This is a genomic window from Caballeronia sp. dw_276 (assembly GCF_018449635.1).
Classification (GTDB): domain Bacteria; phylum Pseudomonadota; class Gammaproteobacteria; order Burkholderiales; family Burkholderiaceae; genus Caballeronia.
Genome location: NZ_JAAVUV010000016.1, coordinates 31599 through 49881 on the forward strand (window position 1 = coordinate 31599; position 18283 = coordinate 49881).

The 18283-nt window shown below is 59.7% G+C and carries 14 protein-coding genes; 10 read left to right on the forward strand and 4 right to left on the reverse strand.

Going from position 1 to position 18283, the window contains the following annotated elements:
* The first annotated feature begins 7 nt into the window (after window positions 1–7).
* From xylB to HB633_RS27235, 6 genes are read left to right on the forward strand one after another with little or no spacing between them, the layout of a single operon-like run.
* Complete coding sequence (xylB, locus tag HB633_RS27210; RefSeq protein ID WP_213781270.1) at window positions 8–1576, forward strand: xylulokinase; 1569 nt, start codon at window positions 8–10, stop codon at window positions 1574–1576.
* Window positions 1573–2295: an HAD-IA family hydrolase gene (locus tag HB633_RS27215; protein WP_213781271.1), complete on the forward strand. Its 723-nt coding sequence runs from the start codon at window positions 1573–1575 to the stop codon at window positions 2293–2295. The genes xylB and HB633_RS27215 overlap by 4 nt, the downstream gene beginning before the upstream one ends.
* Complete coding sequence (locus tag HB633_RS27220; protein WP_213781272.1) at window positions 2285–3130, forward strand: SIS domain-containing protein; 846 nt, start codon at window positions 2285–2287, stop codon at window positions 3128–3130. The genes HB633_RS27215 and HB633_RS27220 overlap by 11 nt, the downstream gene beginning before the upstream one ends.
* A gap of 16 nt (window positions 3131–3146) precedes the next feature.
* Window positions 3147–3902 carry a ribose-5-phosphate isomerase RpiA gene (rpiA, locus tag HB633_RS27225; RefSeq protein ID WP_255581201.1) on the forward strand — a complete coding sequence of 252 codons (756 nt, stop codon included), beginning with the start codon at window positions 3147–3149 and terminating at the stop codon, window positions 3900–3902.
* 2 nt (window positions 3903–3904) lie between these two features.
* Entirely contained in the window at window positions 3905–4678 is a 774-nt protein-coding gene (locus tag HB633_RS27230; RefSeq protein WP_213781273.1) for an SDR family oxidoreductase, read from the forward strand.
* 31 nt (window positions 4679–4709) lie between these two features.
* Window positions 4710–6098, forward strand: a complete 1389-nt coding sequence (locus HB633_RS27235; RefSeq protein ID WP_213781274.1) for an FAD-binding oxidoreductase — start codon at window positions 4710–4712, stop codon at window positions 6096–6098.
* A gap of 6 nt (window positions 6099–6104) precedes the next feature.
* Here the strand turns inward: HB633_RS27235 and HB633_RS27240 are convergent, their stop codons facing one another.
* The 3 genes from HB633_RS27240 to HB633_RS27250 all read right to left on the reverse strand — a co-directional run bounded on the left by HB633_RS27240 (window position 6105) and on the right by HB633_RS27250 (window position 10305).
* A complete protein-coding gene (locus tag HB633_RS27240) occupies window positions 6105–7097 on the reverse strand; it encodes an Abi family protein (protein ID WP_213781275.1) in 993 nt (330 codons plus the stop codon).
* A gap of 363 nt (window positions 7098–7460) precedes the next feature.
* The gene (locus HB633_RS27245; protein ID WP_213781276.1) at window positions 7461–9038 is read right to left on the reverse strand and encodes a PAS domain-containing methyl-accepting chemotaxis protein; all 1578 of its coding nucleotides are present in this window, start codon (window positions 9036–9038) and stop codon (window positions 7461–7463) included.
* 175 nt (window positions 9039–9213) lie between these two features.
* Window positions 9214–10305: a hypothetical protein gene (locus HB633_RS27250; RefSeq protein WP_213781277.1), complete on the reverse strand. Its 1092-nt coding sequence runs from the start codon at window positions 10303–10305 to the stop codon at window positions 9214–9216.
* A gap of 500 nt (window positions 10306–10805) precedes the next feature.
* On the opposite strand from HB633_RS27250, the gene HB633_RS27255 reads away from it, so the two are divergent.
* The 3 genes from HB633_RS27255 (at window position 10806) to pdeR (ending at window position 16152) form a co-directional block, all read left to right on the forward strand.
* A complete protein-coding gene (locus HB633_RS27255) occupies window positions 10806–11831 on the forward strand; it encodes an extracellular solute-binding protein (RefSeq protein ID WP_255581217.1) in 1026 nt (341 codons plus the stop codon).
* Window positions 11831–13651: a diguanylate cyclase gene (locus HB633_RS27260; RefSeq protein WP_213781279.1), complete on the forward strand. Its 1821-nt coding sequence runs from the start codon at window positions 11831–11833 to the stop codon at window positions 13649–13651. Before HB633_RS27255 ends, HB633_RS27260 begins: the two co-directional genes overlap by 1 nt.
* A gap of 485 nt (window positions 13652–14136) precedes the next feature.
* Window positions 14137–16152, forward strand: coding sequence for a cyclic di-GMP phosphodiesterase (pdeR, locus tag HB633_RS27265; RefSeq protein WP_213781280.1), 2016 nt, complete (start codon window positions 14137–14139; stop codon window positions 16150–16152).
* A 42-nt stretch (window positions 16153–16194) separates the two neighbouring features.
* Here the strand turns inward: pdeR and HB633_RS27270 are convergent, their stop codons facing one another.
* Window positions 16195–17073, reverse strand: a complete 879-nt coding sequence (locus HB633_RS27270) for a crotonase/enoyl-CoA hydratase family protein (RefSeq protein ID WP_213781398.1) — start codon at window positions 17071–17073, stop codon at window positions 16195–16197.
* A 373-nt stretch (window positions 17074–17446) separates the two neighbouring features.
* On the opposite strand from HB633_RS27270, the gene HB633_RS27275 reads away from it, so the two are divergent.
* Window positions 17447–18271 carry a methyltransferase domain-containing protein gene (locus tag HB633_RS27275; RefSeq protein WP_213781281.1) on the forward strand — a complete coding sequence of 275 codons (825 nt, stop codon included), beginning with the start codon at window positions 17447–17449 and terminating at the stop codon, window positions 18269–18271.
* Window positions 18272–18283 lie beyond the last annotated feature (12 nt).

An 18283-nucleotide genomic window follows, 5' to 3' on the forward strand; every position in this document is an offset into this window, starting at 1 on the left:
GACGTCGATGGAACGTTATCTTCTCGGCATCGATATTGGCACCTCCGCTTGCAAGGTGATTGCCGTCGACAGCCGCGGCCAGGTGGCCGCGAAAGCCACGGGCGATTATCCGGTCATGAGCTTGCGTCCAGGCTGGGCCGAGCAGGACCCCGAGTACTGGTGGCGTGCGGCGGACAAGGCCGTGACAGACGTGCTTGCACGTTTGCCCGACCGGCGCGCGGTGCAGGGTATTGGCCTGAGCGGTCAGATGCACGGTCTGATCGCGCTCGATAAAAACGACAACGTCCTGCGTCCCGCGATCCTCTGGTGCGACCAGCGCGCAGCGCCCTATTGCGATGAAATCACCGCGAAGGCAGGCGGTTTGCAGGGCTTGCTCGAACTTGTACAGAATCGCATGCTGCCGGGTTTCACGGCGGGCAAGCTGCTGTGGATGCGCGAGCACGAACCCGAGCTGTTCGCGCGCTTGCATCGCATGCTCAACCCGAAGGATTACTTGCGCCTGCGGCTGACGGGCGAGCACGTGACGGATGTATCGGATGCATCGGGCACGGGACTTTTCGATGTCCGCAACCGCCGGTGGTCGAAACCGCTGATGCGTTTGCTTGACCTGCCGGAAAGCATCTTGCCCGGGGTCGTGGAGTCATCGGACAGGGCGGGCGTTCTGTTGCCTGAACTCGCCACGCGATGGGGCTTGCAGCCCGCCACGCCGGTTTTTGGTGGCGGTGGCGATTCGGTGATCCAGACTACATCGATGGGAGTAATCGACAGCGGACCGCTCGGTGTGACGCTTGGAACGGCGGGGATCGTTGCGGGCGGGATGCGTTCGTGTCCGGTCCCGACCGGTCAGTTGCAGATCTCGTGCGGCAACGCACCCGGACGCTGGCATGTGATGGGCGTGACGCTCACCGCAGGCGGCGCATTCGAGTGGTTGAAACAGGCTTTGGCAGGCGTATCGCCGGCAACGGCCACGCTGAGCTTCGAACGCATGATATCGATGGCGCGCGAAGCGCCCGCCGGTTCCGGTGGCCTTTTATTCCTGCCTTACCTGCTGGGCGAGCGCTGCCCGCACGTTGCCGCCGACGGTCGCGCCGCGTGGATCGGCCTGACATCCATGCACGGCGCCCCGCATCTCGTGCGCAGCGTCATGGAAGGCGTACTGCTGAATATCCGTACAATCGCGGCGCTGTGTGTATCGTCGGGACTGGCTTGCGATGAGATCCGCGCATCCGGCGGCGCGATGAGCGAGCCGTTCTGGTCGCAACTTCTCGCCGACGTGCTGCAGCGCGAAGTCACGACCGTCACGGGCGCAGCCGAGGGCGGCGCGTATGGTGCGGTGCTTGCGGCGGGCGTGGGCAGCGGCTGGTGGTCGACTCTCGATGAAGCCGTCGCCACGCTCGAAGTGACGAGCCGCACCGCGCCCGATCGCGCGCTCGATTCGCTCTATGCGGCGCGCTTCAACACGTTCCGCGGCCTCTACGACGCCCTGCAACCCGTCGTTGCGCAGATCGCGGCGGAGACCGCTCAAACGAATACAAATGTCCCCTTGCAACCGACTTCTTCGATCGAGGCAACATGACAACAACTGACGCCGCCCTTTCTGCCGGCACGCGGGTCGCCGGCATCGTCTTCGATCTCGACGGCACGCTAGTCGATACCGCACCGGACATCACGAGCGCCGTCAATCGCATGCTCGCGACGCGCGGCCTGCCGCCGCAAGAGGTCCGCTTCGTCGAACAGTTCATTGGCGAAGGATCGTATGGCCTGATCGACAAGCTTTATAAAGGGCTTGGACTCACGCTCGATCAAGCGCGTGTCGCCGCTGATGTCGAAACTTATCTCACGCTTTACAAGCAGCATCCGGTCGAACATTCGACGGTGTACCAGGACGCGCTGCATGCCATTCCGGCGCTACAAGCTGCGGGTATTGCGCTTGGCGTGTGCACGAACAAGGCGCAATTCCTGGCCGAAGCCGTGCTGAATCATTTCGATCTGGAACGGTACTTCACGTCGATAGTCGGCGGCGATACCTTGCCCGAACGCAAGCCTCATCCGCGGCATTTGCTGGTCACATTGGAACGCATGAACGTGAGGCCGGATCAGGCGCTTTACATCGGCGATACGAGCATCGATGCGCAATGCGCGCGCGATGCCAACGTGCGGTGTTTCATCGTCAATTGGGGAACGGGGCCGGCGGTGGACGTGCCTTCTTCATCAAGGCTTGCGGCTTTTGTCGATCTGCTTGCCATCAGTGCCGCGCCCGCCGACGCGATTCTTCGGGAGCCCAATGAGAAATGACCTCTTGCGCCGGATTGCGCTCGAACGTCCCGAGCTGACGGGCGCGAGTTCGCGCATAGCCGACGTCTTGCTGAACTCACCTGAAGCTGTGCTCAAGATGAGCATGGCGGAGTTGTCGCTAGCCGCGCAAACGAGCGATCCGACGGTCGTGCGTTTCTTCCGCCGGCTTGATTGCGCCGATTATCAGGACTTCAAGGTGCAACTCGGCCAAGGCCTGATTCCGCAAGCGCCGTTCGAATATGAATCGATCACCGATGCCGACACGCCTGAAAGCGTTTGCGGCAAGATCATCACGAACTCATTGCACGCAATTCAGCGCTTTAATTCGGATGTTCAGGCGGCAGCCATTGATGAGGCGGCGAGCCGTCTTATCGATGCAAAGGGGATCTTCCTCTTCGGTCTCGGCATCTCGGAGACCATCGCATTCGATGCCGAACATAAATTCTTCCGCTTAGGGCTGCATTGCCGTGTCGTCCTTGATTCGCAGAAGCAATTGTTACTTGCGCCGACCTTGCGCGACGATGAAGTCGCCGTGTTCTTCTCGCATTCCGGTTCGACCAAGGCGCTCGTGATGGCCGCGGGCATGGCGCGGCGCAATGGTGCGGTGACCATCGCCATTTGCGCGCCGGGATCGCGTCTCGCGCAAACGTGTGACCTCGCCATCGGCGTGCCGGCTTACGAGAACACCGAGCTTTACACGCCGCTCACCGCGCGCATCAACCATCTGCTGGTGGTCAATATGCTCGTAGCAATGCTCGGGCTTCGGCAAGGCCGCAAACTCCCCGATAACCTCGCGGCACTCGACCCGTGGTTCACCGACAAATTCATGGATTGATTGAAAGGAGACATACATGGGCACGCATATCGAACCGGGTTACGCCACGATGAAACCGGCATCGGCACAGGACGAAGCGAAACTGGCTTCGGGCATCAAGGCAATTGATCATTATCTGCGTCCGGGCATGAAGGTCGGGCTCGGCTCGGGCACGACATCGCACTGGTTCGTGCGGGCGCTGGCGGCGCGTGTTGAAAAGGGCTTCGAGGTCGTGGGCGTACCTACGTCCAACGCAACGCGCGAACTGGCGCTCGAACTTGGCGTACCTTTGACCGATCTCGGCACGATCGATCAGCTCGATGTCACCATCGACGGCGCCGATGAAATCGATCATCAAGGCAGCATGATCAAAGGCGGCGGAGCGTGTCTGCTGTGGGAAAAGATCGTGGCCGCTGCATCTAAGAAAATGGTCGCCGTTGTCGACGATAAAAAAGTATTCGAGCGTCTCGGCCGCTTCCCGTTGCCCGTTGAAGTGATTCCATTCGGATGGCAAAGCACGGAACGGCTGCTGCGCGAATTGTTCGTCAACGCCGGTTTCGATAAAAGCGTGCGCATCACCACGCGCATGAAAAATGGTGAACGTTTGCTGACCGACAGCGGCAATTTCATCCTCGATTGCCACCTCGAAGCCATCGCCGATCCGCTCTCGCTCGCCCCGCGTTTCAACGCGATTCCCGGCGTGGTGGAAAACGGCTTGTTCGTGGGCATTGCAAGCGAGATGATCGTCGGCCATGCGGATGGCAGCGCCGACATCGTCGTAATCCGGTCGTGATCATGACAGCGGCCAATGGAAACACGCTCGACGCTTTCAAGCTCGACGGCAAGGTCTGCGTGGTGACAGGCGGTGCGCAAGGCATCGGTTTTGCGATCGCCAATGGTCTGCGCGATGCCGGCGCGCAACTCGTGATCGCGGATCTGGACGCGCAGCGCGGACAGGCATCGGCAGATAAAGTCGGCGGCCTGTTCGTGCAGATGGACGTGACGAACTCGGCTTCCGTCGACGACGCGTTCAACAAGGTCGTCGCGCAGTACGGCGCGCTCGATGTGCTCGTGAACAATGCGGGCATCGTACGTAACACGGCTGCGCTCGATACCGATGACCACGCGTGGCGCACGGTTATGGCGGTCAACCTGGACGGCGTATTCTATTGTTGCCGCAGCGCCGCGCGGTTCATGACGGAAAAGGGCGCTGGGAGTATCGTGAACATTGCGAGCATGAGCGGGTCGATCGCGAACAAGCCGCAACCGCAGGCGTCGTATAACGCATCGAAGGCTGGCGTGATCCATCTTACGCGTTCACTTGCTGCCGAATGGGCGCCGTTTGGCGTGCGCGTCAATTCCATTTCGCCCGGCTATGTGGCGACGGAGTTGACCAAGCGCGGATTCGAAAACGAAGCGTGGCGCGATGCGTGGATCGATGGCACGCCGCTTGCGCGGCTTGCGAAGCCCGAAGAGATTGCGCCGGGCGTGATCTTTCTGGCGTCGAATGCGAGTGCTTTCATGACGGGATCCGATCTGGTCATGGATGGCGGATATACGATCTGGTAGGCGAAGAATCAGGATTATTGGAGACAAAAAAATGGCGGCACAGGAAGCGGTTCACGCGCTGCGCGAGGCTTTGGGTTCGCAAGTCGTGTCGTTGCCGGAAGAGTTCGGGGATCGGCGCGTGGTGGACTGGAGTGGGTTGGCCGGCGGCGTGCCGCTTGCGATAGTCCGTCCGCGCGATACCGCCGAGCTTGCGGACGCCTTGCGTATCTGCTCGGCGCACGGGCAACCGGTAGTGACGCAAGGCGGACTGACCGGACTAGTTGGCGGCGCGAACGTGCACGGTCAAGAGGTCGCAATCAGCCTCGACCGCATGAACAAGATCATCGAGATCGATCCGGTTTCCAGCACGATGACCGTCGAAGCCGGCACGCCGCTGCAGGTCGTGCAGGAAGCCGCGACGGCGGCGGGTTTCTACTTTCCGCTGGATCTGGGCGCAAGGGGAAGTTGTTCTATCGGCGGGAATCTGGCGACCAACGCCGGCGGAAACCGCGTGATCAAGTACGGCATGATGCGCGACCAGGTTTTAGGTCTTGAAGCGGTGCTCGCAAGCGGCAAGGTGATCGGCGGCCTCAACAAGATGATCAAGGACAACAGCGGCTACGACTTGCGGCATCTGTTGATTGGCAGTGAAGGCACGCTTGCCATCATTACGCGCGCTGTCTTGAGGTTGCGTCCGAAGCCCACCGCAACTGCCACTGCGTGGTGTGGATTGCCTTCCTACGATGCCGTGACCACGTTGCTTTCGCGCGCACAATCGCGGCTGGCGCCCGGGGTATCGGCGTTCGAGGTCATGTGGAAAGGGTACTACGACGCTGTGCTCGCCAACCTCGACACGCTGCGCGCGCCGCTCGATGAAGCGCATCCGTTTTATGTCTTGCTGGAGAGCGTCGGAACCGATCCGGTGCGTCACGCCGATGCGTTCGAAGAGTTCCTGGGCGAGATGCTGGAAGAGGGTGTCGTGAGCGACGCAGCGCTGGCGTCGTCGGATTCGCAAGCGCTTGCGTTCTGGGCGATCCGCGACGCACCCGGCGAGTATCAGCGCTTCATTCCGAACCACGCTGCCTACGATGTCAGCTTTTCGATCGCGCAAGTGGGCGAGGCGGCGCAGCGCTGCGACGTGCGTTTGCGCGAACGCTGGCCGGACGCGACCGTGATGATCTACGGCCATCTCGGCGACGGCAATATTCACGTGGTGGTCGACGTGCCGGGCATGGGCAAGCACGACCACGATGAAATCGACGATATCATCTATGACGTCACGCGCGATTTCCACGGGTCGATATCGGCGGAACACGGGATCGGCACGAAGAAGAAACACTTCCTGCACTTCTCGCGCTCGGAGAACGACATCGAGTCGATGCGCGCAATCAAGGCCGCGCTGGACCCGGACGGGCTGCTTAATCCGGGGAAGGTTTTGTAGGGGTTGCTAGACCACTGGAATCCACCGGGCGAGTGGACGTCCGTCATTGCGGACTTCTGCTGCGCCGTGGTGGCGGCCGATGCCTCTAAGTTCCTTCTTCAAACGTCGCAACGATCGATACGCATTCAGATTCACGGATGCCATTCGTCGATGTCCGCCGTGCCGTTTGTATGCGTCGAGCGCGGCAAGCCGGTTAAGCGACTCGAAACAATGATGAGTCTCGCCGTCCATATAAACTTCGTGAAGATCGGGCGAGAGCCATTTCAACAACTCAAGCACACGGTCATAAGCGATTTGAAGGCGCGCCAATGCCTCCGCCGGGGTCGATGGGGCGAAGCGCTCCAGCCGGATATTCCGCTCAGCCCGCGCGCGGCCTTCCGTCATCAATGGTCCCGCTTTCCAGACTGGTTCCAGATGCGCGATCCGGTTTCTCAGGTCTTTGCAAAAATCGATTCGCGAAAACAGGACGTCGCGGTTTTTCAGCCGATTCCAGAAGGCAATAGAGTTGTGTCTGTGCCCGGGCATGATTTCCACGAGCATCGCAGCCCATTCGAGCGGACGATTTGCATTGTCAAAGCTGATGTCAAGAACGTGTGGCCAGAAGCCAAAACTCAACTTCGATACCACGTCGTCCGGCGACGGCGCGGGCAAACGCGGCACCAGTTGATAGGCGCCACTTGCACGCCGTCGTTCATGCGTAATCTTTTGAATCAGGCCGGTCGATTTAGGATTGAGACACAGATGCGCGTACCAGTCGCGCGACATGGATGTGCCAACGCCATATCGTGCGCTCAACGCGGTATGGAACTGATTTCGAAGCGCGATCTCAGTAAATCCAAGTGCTCTCGACAATGCAGCCGAGATTGCATCGTTCCAGCAATACAGCCCATACGCGGCCCGATCGTCGACGGCGGCGAAGAATGTGCGGTAGTTTTTAAGGCGTGCACGCGACAACGCTTTCAGTGCATTCACTATATGGATTTGCTTCAAACTGCTCATCGCGGTATATTCCTCACGTACGCGCTGGGAACAAGTCTTGTTGCGCTCTCGGTTCTCCGACAGACCTCAGGATCCCAAGTCGCCAAAGAAACAAAAGGCCGCCATGTGCGGCCTTTTGCCTTTCTCGGGCTTGAACATCACATCGCGTCTCCCGCCTTTACTTGAGGTAGACGGTCGTCGGATTCCGCGACTTACCAGGTACCGGCTCGTCGACGGGTTATCGAGAATATGGAAATTGCGCTGCAGAAACGAGTCAGCCAAATGGCCAACCCGTAAATGTTTTGGTCCGGCGTGCCTGGAGCTGGCGCAGCGGCGGATACCACCCGCTGCGCAGAAAGTTGACTCAAGCCTTCGGATCGCGTTTTACACCGCTACCTTCGCTGCCCCCTCCACGGTAAACAACCTCACTGCCTCATCGAGCACATCCGCGCGCTCGGCGAGCCGCAGCGCGGTCGCCGCCGCCTGCTCCACCAAGGCCGCGTTTTCCTGAGTCGATCCATCCAGATGCGCGACGGCCTGATTCACCTGGCGGATGCCCTCGGCCTGCTCGCTGCTTGCGTTCGCCACTTCCGAAATGATCGCCGATACCCGATGCACGGCCGCATCGATTGCCCGCATCTGGCTGGTCGTGCGCGACACGAGATCCGTACCTTCGGCGATCTGCGCGACGCTCGTCTCGACCACCACCTTGATCTCCCTCGCCGACGCCGCGCATCGCTGCGCCAGGTTGCGCACCTCGGTCGCGACGACCGCAAACGAGCGGCCGGCCTCGCCCGCGCGCGCCGCTTCGACCGCCGCGTTCAAAGCGAGAATATTGGTCTGGAATGCGATGCCATCGATCACGCCCGTGATGTCCGCAATGCGCTGCGACGCCGTGTTGATCCCGGCCATGGTTTCCTCGACGCGCACAGCGATCTTGCCGCCATCGCTTGCCGCCGTTTGCGCTTCTTTCACGAGTTCGAGCGCGCGCACGCTGGCATCGGCATTACCGGTCACGGTGCTGGTCAACTGGTCCATGGTCGCGGCCGTTTGTTCCAGCGATGCCGCCTGCAACTCGGTGCGTCTCGACAAGTCCATATTGCCGCTCGAGATCTCGCGCGCGGCGTCCATCATGCCGCCGATCTGTCCGCGCACATCGAGCACGATGGCCGAGAGGTTCGCCTTCAGTTGATTGAGCGCGTGCTGGACTTCGCCGAGATCGTCGCGCTTGCCGGCTTCCATCGATACCGTCAAATCGCCCGCCGCCATGCGTGTTGCATAACCGGACATGGCGCCCACGCGTGTGCCGATCTGGCGCGCCACGCTTGCCCAGCCGAACGCGCCAACGAGCGCGCTTACGCCAAACGCAATCCACAACGGCAATGGCGGCGCGCCCTTGTAAGCAATCAGCCCGGTCGCGAGCAACGCGAGGGGTGTACTGGCATAACCGAGCGCCACGCGCGTTGTCACCGGCATGCGCATCATCGCGCCGATTCTGCCTGCGATCCCGCTGCGCACGAGCACTCCGTGTTCGAGACGCAGCGAGCCCATCGCGCCGGCACGCATGCGCGCATACAGCGCTTCGGCGCTCGCGACTTCATTGCGGCCGGGTTTCACGCGCACGCTCAGAAAACCTACCGCCTTGCCATGTTCGATCACCGGGGTCACGTTCGCGCGAACCCAGTAAAAGTCGCCGTTCTTGCGGCGGTTCTTGACAAGCGCCGTCCACGGCCGGCCGCTGCGGATGGTGGTCCACATATCGGCGAACGCGTCGCGTGGCATGTCGGGATGGCGAATCAGATTGTGCGGCTGGCCGATGAGTTCATCGCGCGAATACCCGGACACATCGATAAAAGCCGGATTGCAGTACTTGATGTTGCCGGAGAGGTCGGTCGCGGAGACCAGCATTTCGCTCGATGAAAATTCGTATTCGTGTTGCGTGACAGGCTGGTTGTTTCGCATTCAGTGTCCTTTCTCTCTGCTGGAACGTACGCGCAGTTCTCTGTATTTGCGCTACCCGTAGGTAACGGCATGTACCCACAATTACTTTAGGGTTTTTATGCTTAAGAGATGAGAAAGGACGGCCGGCACAGCGCATTGCGCGCCGTGCCGTCGCGACCCTGGGCAGATCGGAAGCTTAGAGAAGCACGGCCTGTTGCAGCATTTCCAGCGCCTTGGCTTCATCCAGAAGACCCGCCCGTGCCTTGCCCGCAAGCGTCTTGAGCAACGCTTCGGCGATTGGCTGAATGCCCTCCAGATGATCGAGCCGCGTGGCGGTCGATACCGGCTGCATGGGAGCGTCCATGCTCAACTGGGCTTGCGCCGGTGCTTCGTCTGCGGCCTCGGGTATTACAGGCTGCACGCGCGCCTTCGCGTCGTCCTGAACACCAGCCGCGCGGCGTGATGGCAGCAGCAACGCCGTCACCGAAGCGGGAATATCCGCTGCCGTGCGGGCGCTATCGAGCCAGCCGACGGGCAGGCCGAGGCGTTCGGTGAAGCGGTTCGCCTCGGCGTCGTCCAGGCGTTTCTGGCCGTGCAGCCGATGCGCCATGTTCGATCCGCTCAACTCCATCAGCGCGCTCAGCCGCGCTTTTGATCCATTGCGCGATGTCAGCACGTGAAGATTGGCGCGGCGGATTTTTTCGACCGAGGCGTCGTCGGTCAGCGGCAGCGATTGCTGAAGGCCCGGCTTCGAAGGTGCTTGCGGTTTCTTCGGCGATGGTTTTATTGCGGGTTTCTCAGCAAGCTTGCCGGCCTGCGCTTGAACATTGTTCTTCTTCCGCATTTCCGCTTCCTTGGGCAAATGCTCGCCCGGTGTGTTTTCCGCGTTTGCCTGCATGAAATCCAGCGGCGACTTCAAGCGCGTGACCATCTCCGGACTAAGCACCGGATTCGGCTGGTCGAAAAATCCGTCGGGCAAACCAAGCGTCGTTTCAATATGAAAAGCGGTCTCGGGCGTGAACCTGAGGCCATTGATCAACTCAGTCACGCGCGTGAGATTCGAGTCGAGACCCAACGCGATATTCTCGGCGCCGACGGCATCGACCAGCAACTTGAATGAACGCGTCTTGAAGATGGATGCGGTGGCTTGCGCGTTTGCGGGATCGCGGGCAGGTTGAGCTTTCGCGAACGGTTTGTTATCGCGGCGGGACGTCGTTTTCGAAGGGCGGCGCGGTTGACGTGGACCGTTTTCTCGAGATCCCGAGTTTCGGCCATGCGCTTGACTCATTAGGTAAGGCTCTCCACCGTGAATTCAAATCAGAGCCGGCATTATAGGCGAGGGCCGATCGCATTCTCCATAGCCCGGTTTTTTCGACCTGCAAACGCTGCGCAAACGATAAAACGTGCATTCAATTACTTGTTGTAGGGAAGCCCTGCGCAGCGATACCGCTGAAATTTTGAGTAAGGTTTTAGACCGGCTTAATGATCACTTCCAAAATGAGCCATCAGAGAGTATATGTTGCGCGTCGCGTTTTCGGCGGCCCCGCGCTTCGGGAAGCCCGGGTATGAATTGATCGCATCCGCGTGCGTTCCGGCCCAAGCTTAAAGCTTCGAAGCAGCCTGCCGATAACCCGGTATGGGCCGAGCCTTGATAAAGCGATCAGTCTTAAGGTTTGCGCACGTCAAATAAACAAGGACAGTTCAATGCGTGGGGCCCAGGGATCCGTCCGGCAACTGCCGCTCGTGTGCGTCGACGCGACTTCCGGGACCTCTGCGATCTTCCGGCGCATGGCGTGCGCGTTAATATTGAGCGTCTGCTCGATGTTGACGCAACCGGCAATGGCTTCCGAAAAAGTCCTGCGGGTACTGGCGTGGCCCGGCTATGCGGACAGCGACATCGTCAAGGACTTCGAGTCGCGTTACAACGCCCGGGTCGAAGTCACGCTAATCGATTCGGACGAGTCGCTGCACGACAGAATACGCGCGGGAGCGGCGCCTGCATTCGATGTCTTCGCCGCCAACACCGCGGAGATCGAGCGCTACTCGCGCGAAAATCTCCTCGCGCCGCTCGATCTCGCAAGCATTCCCAACACGACGCGGCAGTTGCCGCGCTTTCGCGATCTACAGTCCATCGGCGGCTTGATACGTGATGGCAATGTGTACGCGATCCCGTTCACGTATTCATCGATGGGACTGATCTACGACCGCAAGCAGATCGCCGTCGCGCCGCGCTCCATGAATGAGCTTTGGAATCCGCGTTATCGCGGCAAGGTTCTCGATTTCAACAGCGGCCAGCACAATTATTCTTTCACGGCACTGGCGCTGGGTTATGCCGATCCCTTCCAGCTCAGTGCATTGCAATTGCGGGCCATCACGCGCCGGTTGATCGATTTGCGCCGCAACCTGCTCACGTATTACACGTTGCCGGAAGAGGCGGCTGCGTTTTTTATCGAACATAAAGCGGCATTGATGCTCGGCAACTATGGTACGCAACAGGTCGCGTTGTTGCGCCGCGCGGGTGCGGACGTGGGTTACGTGATCCCCGACGAAGGCGCGCTCGCCTGGCTGGATTGCTGGGCCATGACGAAATCCGCAGGCAATCGGCCGCTTGCGCTCGCGTGGATCAACTACATGCTGGAGCCGCGTGTGAGCGAACAACTGACGCAGCGCCAAGGCCTTGCCAACACCCTGGACGCTGAGCCGGACAGCAGCGAGCACGCGCATATCGTGTGGATCAAACCGGTGGAAGACAGCCGGCGGCGCGAAGCGTTGTGGAGCCGGATCGTCTCGGGCGACCGGCCGGAGCGTTTTTGATGCTGCGTCCCGGACTGACATTCAAGTTGTCGGTCTTGCTGGCATGCATCGGCGTGCTTGCGTCGGGCGCGACCGGGTATTACGCATATCGTGCGAATCGTACGTTGCTTGTGAAGGAAGCCGAGCGCAGCCTGATGACATCGACGGAACTGCTCGCGCAGCGCTCGTCGGTTGCCATCGAGGACATTGCCGCCGATGCTCAGGTGCTCGCTTCGCTGCCGTCATCGGCGGCGATCGCCCAAGCCGATGACGGTGCCGGCAAGAATGCCGCACGCGAAAGGCTGGCCCAGGTCTTTTTCAGTTTCATGACGCATCACCGGGAATACCTGCAGGTACGGCTGATCACGCGCGAACACCACGGGCTCGAACTGATCCGCTTTGACCGCGATGCGAGCCAGGCGGTGCGGGTCGAGGAGGGCGGGCTGCAGGAGAAAGGCCAGTTCGCGTATGTGTTCGAGACGCTGGCGCTCGGGCGCGGCCATATTTATGTATCGCCTATCACGGTCAATCACGAGCAGGGCGCGCACTCCGCCCAAGGGCGCCCGACGCTGCGCCTGGGAACGCCGGTCGTGGATGAACGGGGCGTGGTAGTCGGCGTGGTTGTGATCGATGTCGATCTTGCCCGCCTGCTCGAACGCTTGCAGGTCGACCTGCCCGGCAATTACGAGGTCTACCTTGCAAACGAATGGGGCGATTTCCTGGTGCATCCGGATGTATCGCAGACATTCGGTTTCGACAAAGGCCGGCGGATCTTCATGCAGGAAACCTTTCCCGCGACGCGGCCGCTGTTCGAAGACGGGCGATCCGCCGTGATGCTCAACGGACTCGCGCAACCCGATGAAGCGCCGTCGCGGATCCTCACTTTCATACGCCGGCCGTTCGGCGCATCCGAAGGGAACCGTTTTGTGGTGCTCGGTTTGGCCCGCCCGCTTTCCGATGCCTTGAACGGCGCCAGCATGCTGGGCGACAGTATCGTGCGAATGGTGCTGATATCGAGCCTGCTCGCGATCATTCTGGCGGTCATGTTTGCCCGCGCGCTGGTCCAGCCGCTGCAAACGCTCGCGCACGCCGCGACGCACTTTTTCGCCGATCACACCATGGAGGCGCTGCCTGTCCGGCGCACCGATGAAATCGGCGTGCTGGCGCGCTGCTTCGACCGCATGCGCCGCGAGATCCGCTCGCAGATCGATGGACTGCACAGCAGGCACCATGAACTTGCGCACCTCGCGCGGCATGATGTGCTCACCGGGCTCCCGAACCGGATGCTCTTCATGGAACGGCTGGAGGAAGCGATCCGCGGCGCAGAATCGAGCGGGGAGGCGCTTGCCGTGTTGTTCGTCGATCTCGACCGCTTCAAGCAGATCAACGATCAGTTCGGACACTCGGCCGGCGACGATGTGCTCGTCGAAGTCGCGCGCCGTCTGCAAGATCTGCTGACGAGCGCCGACATGGTCGCGCGGCTCGGCGGCGACGAGTTCGTGGTATTGATCAACGGCCCGCGTTCGGCCGGGCCCGCGCGGGAAATTGCATCGCGTATCAAGCAAACGCTCGACGACGTGCTGCTTGTCAACGAGCGCCGCATGACGGTGGGGGCGAGCATTGGCATCAGCCAGTATCCAGAGGACGGCGCCTCGGCCGGAGCGCTTTTGCTCAATGCCGACGCCGCCATGTACGCCGCGAAATCCGATGCAAACTGCTCGTATTTGCGGTATCAGGACCTGCCCGATGCGCAGCGCAGCCGTGCCACGATGGGCGTCGTCCGGCGCAGAGAACCCGACGACTTTTTGGTCACGCCTGATGATGCCGACGCAGTTCTCTGACCGGAAAGTAACGTCGATGCGCGGAAAGGCGAAATCCTTCGTTAAGGTTTCCTGCCGGGACGCCGTTATGGTGTTTACACCGTGAGACGAAACAAGAACGCCCTGAGGTGGTCAATTATCCTGTTTTAGATGCATAAAACGTTATATAAAAATACGGTTGTGCTTTTACATTGATTAGACAAAAGTTTGTCGGTTCCAGTGCATTTCTGTCGGATTTATCATGTTGGGGTTTTGCAGCATTGCGTCGCTAATTTGTTTCGAATCTGGGCGCTGAGTCTGCAGTCCGCGTAAGATATGATCAAATAATAGAATATAGGCGACTTACTGTTTGGGCCGGCACACGGAGGATTGGAATTTCGTGGTGCCGTGAAGCGGACTCGCAGGTTTGAGATTATCTCCAGCAAGGCGCAAGACGCCGGCACTGGGTAAATCTGACGAGACGCGCTGACGGGGCGGCAGTCAGAGAATTTTTTCTGGAGTTGCTGATGATAGGTGAAGAAGACGGCCTAGACCTGTATACGTGGTTTGGCACGACCAGCCCGTGCTGGCGGCTGTCGAGCGACAGTAATGCGCTCGAGCTCGCGACTGTGCGCGGTCCCGCGAACGTCAGCGTTCCGCTCGACGCGTCTCAGGCCGGACAGATCCGCGCACTCACGGGCGTAACGTCGCACCTCGCGCTGGATCTCAAGATTTTCGGTTATCCGTACCGGCTTCATCTGGTCGGCAAAAAGATCAACATCCGCGAATGGGCCGGAACGGCATCGGATTACACGGACACCTCGTCGGTCGCCCGTGACCTCGTGCATGGTCTCGCATTCGCCGAGCAGGTTGTTTCCGAAGTTAATTCGCTCGTCGTGATTCTTGACGGGCATGGCCTGATTCAGCGCTTCAACCGCATGTGCGAAGAAGTGACCGGCATGCGCGAGGAAGATGTCATTGGCAAGAGCGCCTATGTCCTGTTCATGTCGGACGACGAAGGTGCGGCATCGAGAACCAACATCAACGGTTTCTTCGCGAGCGGCAAGCCTTATCAGGTCGAGCGATATATCAATACCGTCACGGGACCACGCCTCTTTCTCTTCCGCAATAAATTCGTCCAGAGCGGCAGCGGCGTGGACGAGCGCTTTCTGATTTGCTCGGGTACGGATATCACCGAAGAGCGCAAGGCGCAGAAGCTGCTCGTCAAGCAGGCGACGACCGACGAACTAACCGGGCTGCTGAACCGCAAGGCCATTCAGGAAGAGATCGAGAACGCAATTGCCGCAGAAAGGGAGGCCGGGGATAGCATCGGCGAAGAACATCTTGGCATTCTGTTTCTCGACCTCGACAACTTCAAGAAGGTGAATGACCACTACGGACACGTAGTTGGCGACCGGCTGATCCGCGAGGTATCGGCGAAGATCAAGAGCTGCCTCGCTCCCGGCGATACGCTCGCGCGGCTTGGCGGCGACGAGTTCGTCGTGGTCATCAGGAAGTCGACCATTCCGTTGCTGACCAAGACATCGGAAACCATCCTGGGCAGTTTGCATCAGCCGTTCGATTTCGGGCTGATCAAGCTCTATACCGGTTGTTCGATCGGCATTGCGGTGTACCCCGAGCATGGCGACCGGCTCGAAAGCCTGATTCGCAGCGCGGACACGGCCATGTATGTCGCTAAAGACGGCGGCAAGCATACGTATCGCGTGTTTACGCCGGAAATGAACCGCAAGGTTGCGGAATATGTGTGGCTCGACACGAACCTGCGCCGCGCGCTAGAGGAGAACCAGCTCGAGCTTTATTATCAGCCGAAGGTGAATCTCAGGAACGGCGATGTCGACAGCGTCGAAGCGTTGGTGCGCTGGAACTCGCCGGAGCGCGGCGTAGTATCGCCGCTCGATTTCATTCCTTATGCGGAAGAGTCAGGGCTGATTGGCCCGCTCGGACGGTGGGTCATGCAAGCGGCCGCCACGCAGGCGTCGAACTGGCAGAAGCAGGGACTGGACTTGCGCATCTCCATCAACGTATCCGCGCGTCAGTTACGCGATACGGATATCGTCAAGCATTTCACGGAAGTGCTTGCAGATACGCGCTCGCGTTCTTGCATGCTCGATGTGGAACTGACCGAAAGCTGTTTTATCGAAGACGAAGCGGCGGCGCTCGTGCTGATCACGCAGTTCCGCAAGATGGGCGTGCGTGTACATCTCGATGACTTCGGTACGGGATATTCGTCGTTGTCGCAGTTGTCGCGCATTCCGCTCGACGCCATCAAGCTTGACCGGAGCTTCATCAAGGGAATCGATGTAAACAGCAAACCGCAGGCGCTTGTGCGCGCAATGGTCGCGATCGCCCATGAGCTGCGTTTGTCGGTGGTCGCTGAAGGCGTGGAAAGCGAAGCTGAAGCGGATTTCCTGCGCGGCCTGGGCGTGGATCTCGTGCAAGGATTCTTGTATGCGCGGCCCATGCCTGCACGAGCCTTTGAAGCCTGGCTTGCCGAGAAAAGAAAGCTCAGGCTTATCGCCTGAGCTTCTCCTTGGTTAAAGAGAGTTAGTAGAAATCAAGGCCGCTTAGTGATGGTCGAGGCTTGCCATCTTCAGCTTGGAAACACGGCGGTTCTGCAACATGACCAGCCGCTCCATGAAAGCCAGATCCTTCTCTTCGATCGTAAAGGCAGCCCGGACCCAGTCCTCGGTAATCTCGATCAGTTCAGCGCGCGGCAACGCCAATACACGTTGCCGCGCCTTGATCATCGCGCGGATGCCGTTGAGCTTGGGACGAATGCCATCTATGAAGGTTCGCGTCGCAAGGAATGCATCGCCAGGCTGGAAAGTCTGATCGACAATTCCCTTCTCCGCGTACCAGTCGCCGGTATGTGCTTCTCCGGTACTGATCAACTCTTCGGCGAGCCGCATACCCGCCTTGCGTTCGACCAGTGAATAACCGCCCATGCCCGGAAACAGGTTAAAGGCGATTTCTGGGAAACCCATTTTTGCGTCGTTCTGCGCGAGAAGAAAGTGATGCGCCAGGGCCGACTCGAATCCGCCTCCGAGCGCGGTGCCTTCGACCATTGCAATCGAAATGGCACCGGTACCAAATCCGCTATAAATTTCGTGGAGCCCGTCTATGCACGAACGCGCATAGGCCATCAGCAATTCACGCCGGCCTGATCGAATGGCATCGACAAAGAAGTCCAGGTCGCCGCCTACGTTGAAGATATCCGGCACGAGAGAACCCGTGACCCAGAAGTCAAAACGCAGGCCGGACTCTCTTGCCGCACGCGCGAGGTCAATGATGTCATTGACGAGATCTTGCGTGAAACAAGGGCGCGGACGCGAACGAAGCATCATCCACATCGTGTGGCGTTCTTCCTCGTAATAGGCGGAAATTTGTGAGAGGTCGCCGGCTTCGAGAAAGGGACGGCAAGCAGGGTTGTTTTTGAGGTTCATGGCGATGATCCAAATTAAAAAGGGTTGAACTTGGGTAAAGCCATGAGAGGGTAAAGCACAGAATTTCGTATCGGCGGGGGTATACGAGGGGCAGCCCACACTCACGCAAAGCATTTATGGAGCGCATAAAACCACTCAAAAAACGCGCTGAATTAACGTTGCAAAGCGAACCATCCGAGGTCGATAAAGTGTTCGCTTAGCAACGGCGAATCGTCGCGTTATAGTTCCTGTTGAGTGCGCTCAACTTTGGCCACCAATTACCCGTTAACGTGTTGATCAGCTGGAGACATGACGTGGATACCTATTTCGGGCACATACAAGAATTAAAGGCAGCGCAGTTCGTTCAACCACATTTCGACCACCAGGCCACCCGATGACCAGCTCACAATCTTCTTCCCAGCTTGGTGATTTCTCGCGTGTCGATTCTGTGGATGCGGACACTTTTGTCGCACGGCTCGACGTCATGCAGGCGCTTGATTCGTTTCGCGTCTACAAGCAGGAGACGTTCGAATTAATGGGGCTCAAGCCCGGCATGAATATCGCCGACATAGGCTGCGGACCCGGCGACGATCTGGGCAAGCTGGCCTTGCAGGTCGTGCCTGGCGGCACCGCAGTGGGGTTCGATCTGAGCGAGGCCATGCTGGAAGAAGCGCGCCGTCGTCATGCGGACGTGCCATCGCTCAGCTTCAGGAATGCGCCGGCCAATGAGCTTGGCGTCCCGGCGCATAGTTTCGATGCAGTGCGCGCAGATCGCGTGCTGATCCACGTTCCAAGGCCTGAAGAGGCACTCAAGGAGATGATTCGCGTGACGCGGCCGGGCGGGCGCATTGTCGTGAGCGAACCCGACATGCCGGGATGCTGGGTCGCAAGCAGCGACTATGTGCTGACCGGACGCATCATGCAGTCGATCGCGGAGTCGTGCGTCAATCCTTACCTCGCTCGCGATCTGTACGCCATGTTCCACGACGCAGGCCTGCGGGACGTCACGTTCAGCATGCGCAGCGTGAGCGCGTTCGATCCACAATCGGTCAACAAGATCCTAGACTTCAAAAGCGTGCTTGCCGGCATGCACGCACGCAAGCTGTTCACCGACGATGAAGTGACGCGATGGATTACGGAGTTCGAAGAACGCGGCAGGACCGGGCGTTTTGTCGCGGGTTTGCCCGTGATGATCGTGAGCGGCGTCAAGCAAGACTGAGTCTCGCGAACG